Raw genomic sequence first — 17009 nt, forward strand, 5'->3', positions numbered from 1 at the left:
TGTACATCTAAATGCGGACGAAAGTAGCCAAAATCAGGTTGTGCCGGAGATTTCAATGGCGTTGGCTTCTGATGTCTTTACATCTTCACTAAACGCTTAACCAACCGCTCTTCAGAATCCAAATCGCGAATTTCAACAAAGTATAAACCGGCCGGGAGGGCTTGCAAATTAATGGTGGTCATTTCGCGGAACTGCGGAGTTTGTGAAACTTCCACTCCTCCGATGTTCATCACGCGCAAGGCGTAATCGCGGTGGTTACCGGTTGCAATGGTGGCTATTCCACGGGCCGGATTGGGATACAGCACCACCTGCGCCGTGGGTACATCGGCTCGCTCATCCGAAGTGATAATCAACTCGGGTCCGTACACCGGAAGGGTGATGTGGCTGGGCTGCTCATCCGAAAAGTGAATGCTGTTGAGCACCACCCGCGGACTCATCTCCACACCATTAAATGTGTAAGTGGTTTCATCGCCGGGCTTCCAGCGAAAAAACTCACCATCCTCAATCGGCAGGTTGGGATTTACCTGGTAACGGGTGTAGTTGCTGCTGGAAATGAGTACTTTCATTTTATGACCGTGGCCAAAAGTATAGGCAATGGGGAGCAGGTTGAAATAGTATTCGTACACCTCGCCCAACTCAATATTGGTAAACGGGATGTTGTCTACGTCAAATGGGTAGGTAAAATCTGCGGTGATATCATCCGCAAGAGCAGCCGCATAATCCCGGGCACGCGCACTCACTGAACCTTCCACCACAAAGTACTCCCGTCCGTCGGGATACACGTCCACGATCCGTACGAAGAAATCGGTATCTGTGGGGCCTTCATCCATACCTTCTATGGTGCTACGGGCCCACAATCTGGCCTGCGGAAAGCCAATTACACAGAGTGAATCTTCCTCGATCGGTGCCGTTTCAAACTGAATTACCCCGGGATGGGTAAGCGTATGCGGTGCGTAAAGCGGGTCGCTTAGCTCAAACTGGCCTTGGCTATCGCGCAGTCCATCGGGTGTTTTCACAATCATATTGGCGCCACCGATGCTGCGAACAGGGTCATTGGGGTCGTGCACATAGGTGTGAAATCCTTCGTCGGATTGAGGCTGGTTGTAGCTCAAGTCTCCGTTGCCGCGCAGATACAGCGTGCGGCGGTGAACGGGGTCTGCAGAGGTGGCTTCGGGGAGCGGAAAAGTGTCGGCCGACATCCAGTAGCTACCCAATGTATTGTTGCTAAAAGAGTTGTCGTCGTTAGGCCCGATGACGTAAAACCGCACATTGGCTACTTCTTCTTCATTAAGGAAATCGCGGTACGGAATTCCGGTGGTACCGGGTTCAATGCCCGGAATAAGGGCGCCCAAAGGAATATCGGGCAGCGAAATAGGCTCTGAACCGCTTCCCAAAAGCGGAACCTCCCAGCTCAACTCTGCACTCACGTTGCTGAGAGGCTGGTTTCCGCCCAGTACAGCGAGCATTTCCTCAAAACTCAAGCGCACAGTATCTGCAGGAACCCGCAAATACAGAAAAGCCGTTCCCACAAAAGGGAGATCTACCGAAGCAATCACAGTAGGGTTATGAGAGCGCGGTATCATAAAACCCGGCTCGCGGTACTCAAATCCGTTTCCGTCGCAGCGGTAGTTGAGGTTGTAGCGGAACCAACTCAGAATTTCCGACTGTAAAGCGGAAGCTACCGGAAGGTTGTCGTCTGATAAATCCGCAAAATTCAGCCCGATGAGTTCACTCACATTGTCGGGATAGGTGCGGTCGCCGGTGGTGGTATTGCCAATGGTTTGGTGCGCCCATGGCCCGATTACCAGCTTCTGCAATTGTTGGTTGGTTTGTGCCGGATTGAGGTGTTGACGCATCTGTGCCCATGTTTCAATCTGGCCGTCAATAAAAATGTCGTACCAGCCGGTGAGGTGATAGGCCGGCACTTCCATGTTTGAATAACGACTGTGCGTGAGTCCGGGGCGCGGTGTGCTTCCCATTCCCGGAATACCGTCCGGGTCGTCATCGGGGACATCCACCACTACTCCATCTACAATTTTTCCTCGGCTCACCGATTCACCCATCGCATCCACCATGGCCCGCGAGGCGTCCATTTCCCGTCGCCCGGTAGCATTGGGATACAAACCCGCCGGATGAAGACCTATGTCGCTGTCTGGGTAGCGCAATGCCACAAAATGGTCAATGGCCAGCTCGGCAGCGTCCTGCTTGTTCATTTCATAGGTGCGTGGAATTCCGTTTATGATAAGCGTTTGGGGCAAATCGTAATCGGCAGAGCTGTGCAAATCATTGTGTGGGTCGTCGTCAATCTCGTTCAAATCGTCATTCACCCCCGAAAAAATCTGCCCCTGCAACCATCCGTTCACGAGGCGATGCCTCAATACGCCATTTTGAAAGGCCGTACTGCGGTAAAAATCGGCGGGCGCAACAATGGGAAAAAGAGCTTTCAGCCCGGGTTCATCACTGTGAATACGGTGGGCCGCCGCTGCCTGGTATTGGTTGTAGCCCAATGCCGAGGCGCCAAACATAGCGATACGACCGTTGTACAGCAGGTCTTCGGTTTCGGGCGAACCATAACCGTCCAGATCATATTGACGGGTAAGCTGATGGCGTATGTACTCAATGGAATTGTAGCCATCTTCATGCCTGTTGGAGTTTCGCGGGTCATCAAAAGGCACCTTGTCCAAAGCGTGATCATACTCAGGGTGATAAGCATTCTTGTTCCACGAGTCGGAAATAAGCGGAAGGTACACGCCTTCAGAAGTATATCGTCCACGCTGATCCTGCACTGCATAAGCATAACCAAGAATACCAATAACCGCACCTTCAAGATTTTCTGACCCTTTGTTATACGGCGTACGCGAAAAGACCATTGGCAATTTATAGGGATTGGGGTTCTTAACCATTTGATCAGATGAGCAATCGTAAATACTATCGTACACAATAAACTGATGGTTGTTGGGTAGGACTTCAAAATCGTAGTTGAGCGAACTTCCAAACACATCCTGCAAAAAGTCGGGAATGTCAATGTTCACAGGAACAATCAGACTATCGCGGGTAATTGGAAGGTAAATATCGGTGCGAAGCTTTGTACCATCGGGCATGGTAAAATCTTCGGTAACCGGCGATGACATTTCCATGATATCATCTATCTGACCGTTGGGATTGACCTGGGCAAAAATGGCCATCGGAAGGGCCATCAAAAGCAATAAGCTATTGTTAATAAGCTGTTCCAGAAACATGGTTACCATTGGTTTAGGTTGTTGGAGGGCTCAAGTTAGCAAAATATGGCGTTGCGGACAATCTCATGTGGGCTGTAAACTTGACATCTGCGGCCACTGATGGCAACCAAATGCCTTTTGGGGTGTTGAACTGCCGAACACTGCACAACGAGGTTCAAAAACTTCAGATATCTTCGCACGGCACGCATGGCACGACAGCTCTCCATCCTCACCCTGATTGTACTCGCTTTGGTTTCCGGTTATTTCATTGCCGGCCTGGGCAGCGTGGGCTTTGATTACGACTTTGAGAAGTTCTTTCCGGAAGACGACCCCGAAACGCAGTACTTTCTGGATTACCGCAAAACCTTTGGCAGCGACAACGATTTTGTACTGATTGGCCTTTTGAACCGCGAGGGCATTTTTAACGAGGGTTTTTTGAGGAAGGTAGATCGTCTGACGGATTCACTCGCCACCGCCCGCCATGTGCTCAGTGTACAATCGCCCACCCGCGTTAAGCAGCTCACTTTCGACCCGCTCTTTGGTACCCCCATCGAGCGTGCATGGCTCCGGTTTGACCAACCACAACATTACCAGCGTGATTCGTCGCGCATTTACCGGCACCCTCCACTGGTCGGCACGCTCTTTTCTCCCCACGGCAAGGCACTTTGCCTGTTTGTGGAGACAGACGAGTACATCAGCAAAGAAGCCGCCGATGAACTGGCCGCCGACCTGAACCGCATCATGAATAGCTTTACTTTTGACGAGCTGCACATGGCCGGGCGAGCCACCGGTCAGGCCTATTATGTGGATCTGTTGCAACACGAGTTTATCCTCTTTATCAGCCTGAGTATTCTGCTTATCATCGTGTTTTTAGTGGTGGCATTCCGCTCATTTTGGGGAGTGTGGGTGCCATTGCTTGTGGTGATGATGGCTGTGCTCTGGACGGTGGGCATTCTGGCCCGCATGGATTTGCCACTGGGCATTATGCTGAATGTGCTTCCCGTGATTGTTTTTGTGGTAGGCGTGAGTGATGTGGTGCACCTCGTTACGCGCTATTTTGAGGAGCTGCGCAATGGTAAACCCAAGATGCTGGCCCTTAAAACCGCATACAAGGAAGTGGGATTGGCCACCCTGCTCACTTCTCTGACCACCGCCATCGGGTTTTTAACACTGCTCACTTCTAATATCCAGCCCATCCGTGAGTTTGGCAGCTACACCGCCATGGGCATTGTGCTGGCCTTTTTGCTGGCCTTTACCCTGCTTCCGGCGGTGCTGAGCCTCTCCTCTATTCCAGAGGCGGTGAACCATCCTACCAACCGCAACTTCTGGGACCGCCAATTGCGAAAGCTGCTGTCCAGGGTATTGCTGCATCCCAAACGAACCTTTGCCGGTTGTATCGCCGTACTGGCTATCAGCCTGGTGGGCACTTCGATGATGGTGTCAGACAATTACCTGCTCGAAGATCTGCGCGAGTCAGACCCGCTGAGGCAGAATTTTTACTTTCTGGAAGAACACTTTGGCGGTGTGCGCCCTTTTGAAATGTCGCTTTACGTGCAGGGAGACCGCGATGTGTGGGACCTTGAAGTGCTGCGCGAAATGGACAAACTCAGCCAGTATCTTCAGGAGGACTATGAGGTGGGCGCGCAGATTTCGGTTTTGCAGGTGGTGAAAACCCTTAACCAGGGACGCCACAACGGAAACCCCGAGCGCTACCGCCTGCCCGATACCCAGGAGCAACTCAACAAGCTGGTGCGAAACATGGAGCAGGCACAACGCGCCGGAATGCTCAAGGCGCTGCTCAACGAAGATGCCAATCGCGCGCGCATGGCGGGGCGCATTGCCGACGAGGGCAACATTGCCGTAAGCAACAAAGACGCGCAACTGGCTACCTTCTTTGCCGAAAACATCAACCCCGGGCTTTTGCAGTACCGATTAACCGGAACTTCACTGCTTATTGACCTGAACAACAAATCGCTGTCAACCAATATGATATACGGACTGCTCATTGCATTTGGCGTGATTGCGCTGATTATGGGCGTGCTCTTTCGCTCGATGAAGATGGTGATTATTACGCTTATCCCCAACATGTTGCCCTTGGTGATGATTGCGGGTATTATGGGTTTTGCCGGCATTCCTTTAAAGGTGAGTACCTCCATTATATTTACCATTGCTTTTGGTATTGCGGTGGACGACACCATTCACTTTATGAGCAAACTGAAGCTGGAGTTAATGAAAGGAAAAAGTATGCTCTACGCCGTGAAGCGCACCTTTCTCTCCACCGGAAAAGCCATTGTGGTAACCAGTATTATACTTTGCGGCGGATTTATCACGCTGATAGGCTCCAACTTCCTCGGCACTTTCTACATCGGTCTGCTGATCAGCCTGATGCTCTTATTTGCCGTACTGGCCGATTTGCTGCTGCTGCCTGTGTTGTTGTTTTTCTTTTACCCGAGGGAGAAATTTATACCCGGGAATCAGCAATCGGTTTCCGAACCAAAACCTTTTCGCTCTGTTACAACGGGATAAAACTACCGTTGCTTCAAACAGCCAGCATACCCAGACCCGATTTTCCTGTTTCACGACGGGCCATTGCTGCCCGTCTTGCCGAAACAGACCCGCTGCAATACGGACGTACACGAAATTTCATCAACTGAGATGTGAGCTACTTGTCGCCCTACATCTCACGCGGGGTGCTGTCCACCAAAAAAGTGCTGCAACACATCAAGGATCAAGGCCACGACCTGAAACAATGCGAGAAATTTGTGCAGGAACTCGCATGGTGCGACTACTGGCAGGAGGTTTGGCGCAACAAGGACAACGCCATCAACCGCGATTTGAAACATCCGCAACCCGATGCGCAGTTCGACGGAATGCCCATGGCGCTCTTGAATGCCCATACCGGAATTACTGCCATTGACGAAGCCGTAGAGGTTCTGTACGAAACGGGCTACATGCACAATCACCTTCGTATGTATGTGGCTGCGGTAGCCTGTAATGTGGCGCGCTGCCATTGGTACAATCCTGCACAATGGATGTACTACCACCTGCTGGATGGCGATTGGGCAAGCAACGCATTGAGCTGGCAATGGGTGGCAGGCTCCAACAGCAGCAAGAAGTACGTAGCCAACCAGGAAAATATCAACCGCTACGCGGGCACTTCGCAGCGCCGAACTTTTCTCGACATCCCCTACGAAGGTTTTGAGCACATGGCTATTCCACCAGTGCTGAGCCAGGTGCAATCCCTCATCTTCCAAACAGATCTACCCGAAACACCTGAACCCAAACTCAATCCCAATCTGCCCCTGCTCGTGTATCACAGCTATCACCTTGATCCGGATTGGCATGCAGATATGGACGTCAACCGGGTGCTGCTACTCGAACCGGAGCTATTTAAACGCTATCCTGTTTCGGAACGGGTATTGGCTTTTATCCTCAATTGTGCCCGGCTCACAGAAGGCATTCAGGTGTTTTGCGGAAGTTTCGGCTCTTTGCAAAAAATTTACGGCGCACAAGATATTCGCTGGAAAGAGCACCGCCTTTGTACGCACTATATCGGCAAACCGGAACCGCCGGACAGAATGTTTCCCGTAACGGGTTACTTCAGCTCGTTTTTCGCCTTTTGGAAACAATACCAAAAACACATGGAGTGGTAAAGCAAAGAATCTTTCAAACCCATACACGACAAGAATATGCACCTTCAAACAACTGACATTGAACAAATGGACCGTATCCGGCGGCTCAATATCATTAACTCGGTAACCGGCATTAAACCTGCCAATCTGGTGGGCACGCGCTCACCCGACGGCAACAGCAATCTCGCCATTTTCAGTTCGGTGGTGCATTTGGGCAGCAATCCGCCCTTGCTGGGTATGGTGTTGCGTCCGCGTACCGAAGTTAGGCGACATACCTTTGAGAACATCGAGCAGCTGGGGGTTTACACGCTGAATCATGTTCCGGTTACGCACGTAGCCCCTGCGCATCAAACTTCAGCCAAATATCCGAGGGAAATTTCAGAATTTGAGGCCGTTGGATTTACAGAGGAATACATAGAAGGATTTGAAGCTCCTTTTGTACAGGAGAGTCATTTGAAACTAGGGTTACAGCTAGAGGAGGTTATTCCTATCGCCACCAACGACACTTTGCTGGTGATAGGACGCATATTACACATCATAGCGCCTGACGGTGCCTTTGATGATGAAGGCCACCTGGATTTGGGCCAATTGGGCTCTGCCGGTATTTCAGGCTTGAACAGCTATTATTCGCTGCAAAAAGAAGCGCAATTTCTATATGCTCGAGTGGGATCGTTTCGTGATTACTAAAACGATTAATTCCGGGAACTTCAGTGGCAATATGACGACACCCAAATCCTCAATTTCCAAAACTGAAATGCGCCCAGGCCTTTGCTGCATTCGGAACAACAATAGGTCAATAATGCTCTGCTTATAAGGAATTGTTCCGGATTTTGTTCTGGTTGATGAGTTAGCCCAGATCATTGAGTCAAGAGTTCCAATGAAGATCCTATGCGGTACAGCTGGTAAAAGTGCCGCTCAATACCGATGTGGTTAAGTCGCGAAGCACTGGCTCCGTTATAGGCTTTGGTTGTAAGCGCAAACGACTTACCAAGCGGATAAAATGTTTCGGTCATCAGAGAAAATTGAAACGCAGAATTACTCAATGGTTTCGATTGTCTACTAGTGTTTGTGTTAACTGATGTCAAAACATGATTTGTGCAAGGATGTTTTGTTTTTTGCGCGAAGATTGAAAGCAACAGAACTGACTGTAGTATTGTTTGCATCAAGGTGTGGCCCGGATTATTTGGTAGTGAGAATAAATTGACATCAGTGTCCACTTCGTAGGACGCGGAATTACATCAAAAACCTTCGTGAATAGCTTCGCGCGGGTGCTTATTGAAATGGCAGATTCTTAGATCAAGCATTCAAAATTCGAATAGATCCGGTTCCTAGAACTGAATACCCGCTGCAAATTGTATCCAACGGTTTTTGTACCGTGGTGTTGAAGAACTGCCGTCGCCATGATTGTCAAGTACGTCCCAACCTACCCTTGAGGCAAAAACAAATTGGTGCACAATTACATCAAAGCCAATTACAAAGCCGAGCATATTACGTCGGATATTGTCGTTGTCAAACTGTTCTTGTTGCTCAACGCTATTCGATCCAAAGGTGTACTTATTGGCCTCCCTGAGCAGGAAGGAATATTGCGGACCTCCCACAATGGTCAGGAAAGTAGCCGGTTTTAATTGAAGTTGCAGCGGAATATCAAGGTGAGTAGTGGTTCTTCTGAACGTATATTCGCTGCCCAGCAGGGTGCCATCTGCCCGAAATCCTTTTTGCGAAAGCAGTACTTCAGGTTGAAAACCGAGGTAGGTACCAATCGGAATACCGAGCCAGACCCCGCCGGCAAAACCCATTTTTGAATCCGCGCGAAAATCACCTCCGCGCTGGTCCCACACATTGCTAAGGTTGGCTCCGGCTTTCACACCTACTTTGAGATCATCCCTTGCATCAGGCTGCGCCATGGCTTGTTGCGCCATTGCAGCACTGAGCATTACTACACACAACATTATCATACTTTTACCTGGTGTGCTGATTTCGGAAAACAAATTTTTCTTTTTCATGGTTCTGATTTATTCATTTTAGTGATATGATTGAGGCTCTCATTATTGCGCTCTGCAGAGATAACTCATAACACAGAGGGCAGCCATAAATCTTCATCAAATATACTTGTCACGAGGACAGCATGGGCCTTAGATGCTCTAAATCAATAAATCATACAACAACGACACAAAAAACCGCAAAAGCCGTATCTATGTTCAAAGCATTATTGTTATCACTTTAAAACGAAAAAATTAAATGTGGATGTACCGGGTTACACCATGACGGAAAGGGGAACGAAAATTAGTGTGAGACCATAAAGTTCAGAGGCCTTCGTGGATTTAGTTAAACCGTCCGGTTTGAAAGAACTACGCGAAGGCATTGGCAGCTGAAAATTCTTTTAGAGCTGGGGTGAGGTTATTTGAAAATGGTCAAAATCCTTTACATTCCTTGTATAAAGAAGCTTTACTGTGTAAAAAGTAAGCCGCCAGAATAGAGTCAAAAGGAAAGTAAAAGGCAAAAGTGCTCTTGCGGTCTATGCCTCTACCTCCGTACCGTCGCCACCTTTTTTACCTCTATGCTCAGAATCCACGCCGTCGTGGTACTTACCAGCGAGTTCATCGTGGGTGGAGCGCTCCCACATACTTGTTCCGGTAAAATAGGCGGTACGTCCGATCATGTGAGCGGCCACAGGTGCAGTGAGGAGCAGAAAGCTGATAATGGCCAGCACACGCGATACAACCGACGCCTCTTGAAAGTACACCGCCGCCGCAGCCAGCACGAGGCCTACGCCTAGTGTAGCAGCCTTGGTGGTTACCGAAACGCGAAGGTAAAAATCGGGCATACGCACCAAACCAATGGAGGCCAGCAGAATAAAAATGGCACCAATGGCACTGAGTATCATCACAAACACGTCACTCATTTTTCTTGCGTTTTATAAGGTAATAGCTAAAAGCCACTGTACCGAGAAAGGCTATGAGGGCCAGAATCATGGCAATATCCAGAAAGGTTTCCTGGTTGGTGATAATGCTATACACGGCAATAATTCCCAGACCGCAGGTAATGAGCAAGTCCAGGGCAATCACACGATCAACAATACCCGGCCCTACTACAAAGCGGTAAAAGATGAGCAGCAGCGAGATACACAGCACCGGCATAATGATGTAGTATAGAAAATCGTGTAAGCTCATCGCATAATGTCGAGTAAACGTTTTTCAAATCCCATTTTCACGCTTCGGATAAACTCGTCTTTGTCGCGCACAAACATGGCGTGCACATAGAGTACAGAGCGATCGTCAGAAATATCCAGGCTGAGTGTGCCGGGAGTAAGCGAAATCAGATTGGCCAGAAGGGTGATTTCCAAATCGGTTTTGGCGCTGAGTGGCACGGCAATGATACCCGGGCGCATGTAAAAGGTAGGTGTAATAACATCGTACGCTACTTGTATGTTGGCTTTGATAAGTTCATACAGGAAGTAGAAAATGAAGATGATGATGCGCGGAATACGGTTAAAGTACCGCCGACTTTGCTGATCGCGCACACCAATCCACATAATAACATAACTCAAACCAAAGCCAAACAGAAAATTGGCCAACATAAACTTACCTGTGAGGGCAACCCATGCGAGGGCCAGCAGGAAATTCATGAGCAGTTGTTTGATCATGGCATCGGAGTATTTGAATGAGTTGCACCCAGTACAGCCTGCAAATAATAGCTTGTGTCTTTCAGATCATGGGCAATGACCAGGGCCACCTGCATAATGCGTTCAGCACCAAATCCAATGTAAAGCGAAACAGCGGCAAGCAGCACGAGTGGCGCTAGGAACACGGCCTTTTTGATCGGCTTCAGTTCGTTGAAATAGGTAAACGGGCGGTCCATTTCCTGGGTACCACTCCCCTTTTTCCAAAACACTTCCGACCACAATTTGGCAATCACAAACAGGGTAAGGAAACTGGCTATCACTACAAAAGCCACCAATACAAAGGCGCGTGTATCAAAGCCTGCCTGAATCAAAAAAAGCTTGGGCCAGAATCCCGACAGCGGTGGAATACCCACCAGTGAAAACAGTATCACGGCAACCAGAAGTGAAATCTTTGGGTACTCGTCGTAAAGTCCTCCGAGGTGCTTCATATCTACCGTGCCCTTGATTTTGAGAATCACGCCGCTCACCAAAAACAAGTTGGTTTTGATGATGATATCGTGAATCAAGTAAAAAACCGCTCCAAGTAGGGCCAATTCCGTGTACATGCCCAACCCGGCTATCATAAAGCCAATATGGCAAATAATCAAGTATGAAAACATTTTGCGGATATTGGTTTGCACCAGAGCACCAACTCCTCCGGTAAACATGGTAAGGGCCGCAATGGTCATGAGCATGTTGGTCATGAACTCGTCGGGAATAAACATCAGGCTGAACACGCGCAACAACGCGTACACCCCAACTTTGGTGAGCAGTCCGCCGAAGATAGCCGCAATGGCAGAGGGTGGAGTGTGGTAAGACGAGGGCAACCAGAAATACAGCGGAAACACAGCCGATTTAATACCAAAACCCACAAAAAACAGAATGGCCGTGGCGTTAACCAGTCCGCGGTTTTGCTCTTCGGCGAGCTTCAAGCTGAGGTCGGCCATGTTGAGTGTACCTACCATTCCGTAGAGAATGGCGATGGCAGTGAGGAAAATCACCGATGCCAGAAGGTTCATGGTTACGTAGTTGATGGCGCCTTCAATCTGCGGACGCTCTCCACCAAGGGTCATCAGCACAAAGGATGAGATGATAATCAGCTCAAACCATACGTACATGTTAAAAATATCACCGGTAAGGAATGCCCCATTGAGACCCATCACCAGAAAATGCAGGATGGAGAAATAGCCGTAGCGCATCCGCTCTTTGCTGATGCTTACCGCTGAGAAGATGGAAACGGCCAACGCCGATATGGCCGTGAGCAGCACCATGGTGGCACTGAAGGTGTCGGCTACAAAGGTGATTCCGAAGGGGGCTCCCCAGCTTCCGGATTGCATCACCAGCACACCATTGCTCCACACATTTGCGAATAGCCATACCGCAATGCCCACAGCAATGAAGTTGGCCACCACGCTTACATATCGCTGCACGTCCACCTTCCGCCAGAAACCAATGAGTACCACGGCCGCCAGGAGGTGAAATGCAATAGGCCATATGATTTGAATGTCGCTCATACTTCGTCGCTGCGGTCAATAATATCAAGGTCGTCGGTGCCAACCACTTTGTACACACGCTTGATGGTTACAATGGCAAATGCCTGCAAACCAAAGCTGATTACAATGGCAGTAAGAATCAAGGCTTGCGGAATGGGATCTGCATACACATCCGTAAATACGGATGAGTCCTCGGGGATGATGGGCGGTTTTCCGGCAGCAAGTCTTCCCACAAGGAAAATCAGCAGGTTGGCTCCGTTTCCAAGCAAAATCAGTCCGAGGATCAGCTTTACCAAACTGCGCCTGAGAATCATGTATATTCCTGTTGCGTAGAGCACTCCGGTTAGTATGGCAACGATAAATTCCATGTTTATTTCGTGGTCTCTGCTATGGTGAAAATAATGGTGAGCGTTACCCCGATGACCACCAGAAATACGCCGATATCAAAAAACAATGCCGTGCCCACCATACCAATGACGGGAAGCGGATCTTTTAACCAGAGTCCTGTCATAAAGGGCTCTCCAAATAACATAGGAAACAACCCGGCAATGATGGCAATACCCAGTCCAACGGGAATCATATTGCCCGGGTGATAAGCCAAAAACTTTTGGGTGCTTTCGGTACCGTTGGCAAAGGCATGCAACACAAACGCAATCGAAGCCACCAGCCCGCCCACAAACCCTCCGCCGGGCAGGTAGTGACCGCGGAGCAAAATAAACACCGAAAACAACAGCAACAAAGGCAGCAGATAATTGGCAGCAGTGCGAAGAATCAACGACTTCATGACTTGTTCTTTTTGGTTACGATTTGCAGCCTGATTAAACTAAACACGCCCAGCGCGGCTACGGTGAGTACAATAATTTCGCCCAGGGTGTCAATCCCCCGGAAATCCACAAGAATCACATTCACCACGTTTTTACCTTTGGCCAGTAAATAGGCATTATCGGCATAGAACTTACTGGTTTCGCGGTTGAGCGGCTCCTGGATCACTTCAAGGGCGAGAAGCGTAATGATCAATCCGAACGTGGCGCCTATTAAGCTGTCGCGAAAACGGGCAGGCGGATTGGAATAATTGAGGTACTTGGGCAGGTTGTACAGCACCAAAACAAACAGCACCACAGTAAGGGTATCGATGGTAAACTGCGTCATGGCGAGGTCGGGGGCACCAAAGTCCATAAAGAGGAGGCAAAGCGAGTATCCCACCACTCCCATGGCCACCACTGCGTGAAGTCGTGAGCGCGAAAACACCACCAGAAAAATGGAGATAAACATCAGCGCTACAATCACGCCTTCGTAGATGGTAATGCCTGTAAACAAACGAGGATCAAAGCGCAACTCAACTCCGGTAAAGAACTTGTATCCCAACATGGTGATGAGAAACAAAAGGATAATCATCAGGTAAAACCGAAGCAAGCCGTACTGCAGAATGTTTGTGTACTTGCTGCTGAACCTCTCAAAGCTCTGCCACAGAAAAGTAATGATTTGTTCAGGAGCGAAATACTTCAACCTTTTCAACATACTTTCCCACCTTTTGGAGGGTTTCACAAGGACATAAAACACAAAACCCGAAACCACAGTTACCGCACTAAGCAGCAACACCATGTTGAAGCCGTGCCACAATTTCAGACCGGGTATTCCCAAAGAAGCCGCATATACTGACTGGTGAATTTTTCCTACAAATGCCTCGCTGATAAGTACGGGAAAAAGACCGAAAAGCAAGCCGAGCACTGCCAGCAACAAAGGCGGCACCCAAAGCAGTGGCGAGGGTAAATGAACGTTTTCGAAAGACTCCGGGAGTTTTCCCACAAAGGGCTTTACACCCACTACCCAACCTGCCCACAAGAGACAAATATTTGTAACCACGGCAAGAGCGGTGAGCAGCCAGTCCCAATCCCGCACATTCAGGGTGGCCTCGTAAATAAGGTCTTTGCCCAAAAAGCCGAAAGTGGGCGGAAACCCTGCGTTGCTCAGGGCAGCCAGCAACCCTGCCAGGGCTACCGGAAGGAGCACACGTCGTAGTCCGGCAAGTTGGGTTACATCGCGTGTACCCGTTTCGTGATCTACAATACCGGTGAGAAGGAACAAGGCCGCTTTGTACAACGCGTGCACCAGGATAAACACCGACAACGCCAGCAAACTCTCCCGCGACCCAATTCCAATCAGAAACACCATGATACCCAGTGCAGAAATGGTTGAGTAGGCCAAAATACTTTTCATGTCGGTGCGAAACAGTGCGTGAATGGCCGCATAGACCATGGTTAAAGCACCCACAGATACAAGCGTAACATTCCAATACACTTCGTCTCCCAGTACGGGCGTAAGTCGCGCCAGAAGATACACCCCTGCTTTTACCATTGTGGCTGAGTGCAGATAGGTAGAAACCGGCGTGGGGGCTTTCATGGCTGCGGGAAGCCAGAAATGCAGCGGGAACTGCGCCGACTTAGAGAACGCACCGACAAACACAAAGAATATTATCCATCCGTAAAGCGCCCCTGAGCGAAGCACATCGGTTTGGTGAAGCAATTCTACAATAGAGAATGAGCCCCCGAGGTAGCCCATCAGGAGGATTCCCACCATCAGCATCAGTCCACCTCCGCCCGTAATAGCGAGGGCTATCATGGAGGATTTTCGCGATGCCGGGTCGTTGTTGTTAAATCCAATCAGGAAGAAGGAGCTGATACTGGTCAACTCCCAGAACACGAACATAGACAAGAGGTTGTCTGACAGCACGAGGCCCAGCATACTGGCCATAAACATGCTCAGGTATCCGTAAAAACGATGCAGGTGCGCATGGCCTTTCAGATAGTTTGAACTGTAGAAAAACACCAGGGCCCCGATTCCCGAAATCATGAGTGAAAACAGCAGCGCCAGCCCATCCATGCGGAAGTCGAGGTTTACCCCGATAGACGGCACCCATGAATTACTGAACAACACTCCATCACCACCTGCAACGGGCAAAAAGGTGAGAAAATAGATGAAGAGTGCTGTGGGAAAAAGACCGGTGAGGGTCCATGCGGTGCTGCGCATCCATCGACCGGCCCAGCCAAAAACCAGGGCCATCACAAATCCTGAAAGTACAGCCGTCAACATGGGATTTCCGCTCCTGAAACGCAGTGTTTGATTCGGGGCGAAAGATATAAAATATCGGGGGCTTGCCTGAAAACTGATTTCAGTGAAAACCGGCAAAAAGCTATCTTTGAAAAACCATGAAAACCCTCTTTATTTGCCGCCACGCCAAATCCGACTGGTCCACCTCTTTGCCCGACCACGACCGTCCGCTCAACCCACGCGGTGAGCAGAACGCGCCCATGATGGCCGATGTGTGGCGCTCTTTGTGCGAAATACCAGATCTCTGGATATCAAGCACAGCCAAAAGGGCACACCGCACGGCCCAACTGATGAAAAAACGGCTCCGTTCCGGTGTAGAAATTCACGTAGAGCCCGCCCTTTACCATGCCGGACGAAGAACATGGCTGGAGGTCATCAACCAACTGGATGACGGGCACGCCTCGGCTGTGCTTTTCGGGCACAACCCGGGTATTACCGACATTGTGAACTACCTGAGCGGGTCGGATATTGCCAACATTCCCACCTGCGGGCTGGCGCGGATTGACTTTCCGCTGGATAGATGGGCAGAGATTTCTTACGACACGGGCAATCTTGCGTGGTTTGAGTATCCTCGCAAATACATGTAAACCTTATTTGCGATAGCGGGCGTTCATATCCAGGCCCTGCCTCATCATATCCATGCACTTCTGCAGTCGGCGCATGCGGGTTTCTTCTTTTTTGGCCTCGATAATGTGTCGAATATACTCACGGCGGTGTGAGGGTGCGAGCGACTCAAAGAATGCCTGTACGACAGGCTCGGCCTCAAGGGCTTCACGCAGATCATCGGGCATGGGAGGAACCACAACAGGTGTGGCGGCAGTTTTCACCCCTTTGGCGTCATTTTCCTTGGCTTCAAGCACATAACTGAGCATCATACCGGCGTCAAAGTTTTCGCCTTTCGGAATGCGCCATTGGCGCATGGCACGCGTTTTCTCCCCTCCGGCCACCAGCAATCCAAGGGGATCGGAGAGATGTACGCCTTCAAAAAACCACACGGAAACAAAATCCTTGAAGGCACCCATAGCCACAACATTTTTTTGATTCACATAGGTGGCGCCTCCCCATTTGATGGCTTCTTTCAAACCTGCGTTGAGCATGATTTGGCGTAATTCTTCAAGCACAGGCTGCGCCCACTGCGGCGAATCGGCATTGATTTCATCAACTGTGGTGTGTTTTTTCATCATGGCTTTAAAGACTTTGGCACAAAATTAAAATTCCGCTCTACAGGCATCAAATTGGTTTTTTTGAATGCTTTGGCGACTACCTTTGCTGTACACTCTTACATATGCTGAACGACCACCACCTCGACCAACTGGCACAACAGCACTATTTGCGGCTCGATGGGTTTTTTCCGGTTGAATTGTACAGCGCTTTACGAAAAAAGGCCCGTGCGCTGGTTGAGAACGATGAAATGGAGCGCGCGGGAATTGGCAGTGGCGCGCAGTTTGAAATGAACAAACGCATTCGGGGCGACGAAGTTTTTTGGCTCAACAGGCAGGACGAAGACCCGGTCATTCAGCATTTTTGGAAGTGGATTCAAGACTTGTCTGATCAGCTGAACCGGGCCTTTTTTCTTGGAATCAGAGACGCAGAATTTCACTTTGCCCATTACCCGAAAGGCGCGTATTACCGTCCGCATTTCGATCAGTTCAAAGACCGCAACAATCGGCTCATTTCGTTTATTCTGTATATGAACGACCAATGGCAATCCGGCCACGGAGGTGAGCTGGTTATTCATAACAAGTCGGAGAAAATTGTTGTTGAACCGCTGGGAAACCGGGTGGCCATGTTCAGAAGTGATGCGGTGCTGCACGAAGTGCTGGAAGCCCACCAACCCCGATTGAGTCTCACAGGCTGGTTTACCAGTCAACCTTTGGGACTGGGGTTTCTCACATAA

Annotated in this window: 14 protein-coding genes and 1 pseudogene; 5 read left to right on the top strand and 10 right to left on the bottom strand. The window is 49.7% G+C overall.

Going from position 1 to position 17009, the window contains the following annotated elements:
- Positions 1-77: 77 nt before the first annotated feature.
- Positions 78-3248 (bottom strand): CocE/NonD family hydrolase, encoded by a 3171-nt coding sequence (locus tag EA392_07360; GenBank protein TVR39151.1) that lies wholly within the window; start codon positions 3246-3248, stop codon positions 78-80.
- 177 nt (positions 3249-3425) lie between these two features.
- Here EA392_07360 and EA392_07365 point away from each other — a divergent pair, with 177 nt between their 5' ends.
- The 3 genes and pseudogenes from EA392_07365 to EA392_07375 all read left to right on the top strand — a co-directional run bounded on the left by EA392_07365 (position 3426) and on the right by EA392_07375 (position 7537).
- Positions 3426-5744, top strand: a complete 2319-nt coding sequence (locus EA392_07365; GenBank protein ID TVR39152.1) for a hypothetical protein — start codon at positions 3426-3428, stop codon at positions 5742-5744.
- A 26-nt stretch (positions 5745-5770) separates the two neighbouring features.
- A pseudogene (locus tag EA392_07370) lies at positions 5771-6871 on the top strand (deoxyribodipyrimidine photolyase).
- A gap of 36 nt (positions 6872-6907) precedes the next feature.
- Positions 6908-7537: a flavin oxidoreductase gene (locus EA392_07375; protein ID TVR39153.1), complete on the top strand. Its 630-nt coding sequence runs from the start codon at positions 6908-6910 to the stop codon at positions 7535-7537.
- 641 nt (positions 7538-8178) lie between these two features.
- Here EA392_07375 and EA392_07380 read toward each other — a convergent pair.
- From EA392_07380 to EA392_07415, 8 genes are all read right to left on the bottom strand, one after another.
- Positions 8179-8805 (bottom strand): PorT family protein, encoded by a 627-nt coding sequence (locus EA392_07380; GenBank protein ID TVR39154.1) that lies wholly within the window; start codon positions 8803-8805, stop codon positions 8179-8181.
- Between the two features lie 560 nt (positions 8806-9365).
- Entirely contained in the window at positions 9366-9752 is a 387-nt protein-coding gene (locus EA392_07385) for a monovalent cation/H(+) antiporter subunit G (protein ID TVR39155.1), read from the bottom strand.
- On the bottom strand, positions 9745-10020 hold the full coding sequence (locus EA392_07390; GenBank protein ID TVR39156.1) for a cation:proton antiporter: 276 nt from the start codon (positions 10018-10020) through the stop codon (positions 9745-9747). The genes EA392_07385 and EA392_07390 overlap by 8 nt, the downstream gene beginning before the upstream one ends.
- Positions 10017-10493 (bottom strand): Na+/H+ antiporter subunit E, encoded by a 477-nt coding sequence (locus EA392_07395; protein ID TVR39157.1) that lies wholly within the window; start codon positions 10491-10493, stop codon positions 10017-10019. The genes EA392_07390 and EA392_07395 overlap by 4 nt, the downstream gene beginning before the upstream one ends.
- Positions 10490-12025 (bottom strand): Na+/H+ antiporter subunit D, encoded by a 1536-nt coding sequence (locus EA392_07400; GenBank protein ID TVR39158.1) that lies wholly within the window; start codon positions 12023-12025, stop codon positions 10490-10492. Before EA392_07400 ends, EA392_07395 begins: the two co-directional genes overlap by 4 nt.
- Positions 12022-12372 (bottom strand): Na+/H+ antiporter subunit C, encoded by a 351-nt coding sequence (locus EA392_07405; protein ID TVR39159.1) that lies wholly within the window; start codon positions 12370-12372, stop codon positions 12022-12024. The genes EA392_07400 and EA392_07405 overlap by 4 nt, the downstream gene beginning before the upstream one ends.
- Positions 12373-12374: 2 nt before the next feature.
- Entirely contained in the window at positions 12375-12788 is a 414-nt protein-coding gene (locus EA392_07410; protein TVR39160.1) for a Na+/H+ antiporter subunit B, read from the bottom strand.
- The gene (locus EA392_07415; protein ID TVR39199.1) at positions 12785-15094 is read right to left on the bottom strand and encodes a putative monovalent cation/H+ antiporter subunit A; all 2310 of its coding nucleotides are present in this window, start codon (positions 15092-15094) and stop codon (positions 12785-12787) included. Before EA392_07415 ends, EA392_07410 begins: the two co-directional genes overlap by 4 nt.
- Positions 15095-15210: 116 nt before the next feature.
- Between EA392_07415 and EA392_07420 the strand changes: the two genes are divergently transcribed.
- The gene (locus EA392_07420; GenBank protein TVR39161.1) at positions 15211-15699 is read left to right on the top strand and encodes a hypothetical protein; all 489 of its coding nucleotides are present in this window, start codon (positions 15211-15213) and stop codon (positions 15697-15699) included.
- A 3-nt stretch (positions 15700-15702) separates the two neighbouring features.
- Here EA392_07420 and EA392_07425 read toward each other — a convergent pair whose 3' ends face one another.
- Positions 15703-16296 (bottom strand): hypothetical protein, encoded by a 594-nt coding sequence (locus tag EA392_07425; protein TVR39162.1) that lies wholly within the window; start codon positions 16294-16296, stop codon positions 15703-15705.
- A gap of 101 nt (positions 16297-16397) precedes the next feature.
- Here EA392_07425 and EA392_07430 point away from each other — a divergent pair, with 101 nt between their 5' ends.
- On the top strand, positions 16398-17009 hold the full coding sequence (locus EA392_07430; protein TVR39163.1) for a 2OG-Fe(II) oxygenase: 612 nt from the start codon (positions 16398-16400) through the stop codon (positions 17007-17009).

The sequence above is a fragment of the Cryomorphaceae bacterium genome (assembly GCA_007695365.1).
In the GTDB taxonomy this organism is placed as follows: domain Bacteria; phylum Bacteroidota; class Bacteroidia; order Flavobacteriales_D; family SKUL01; genus SKUL01.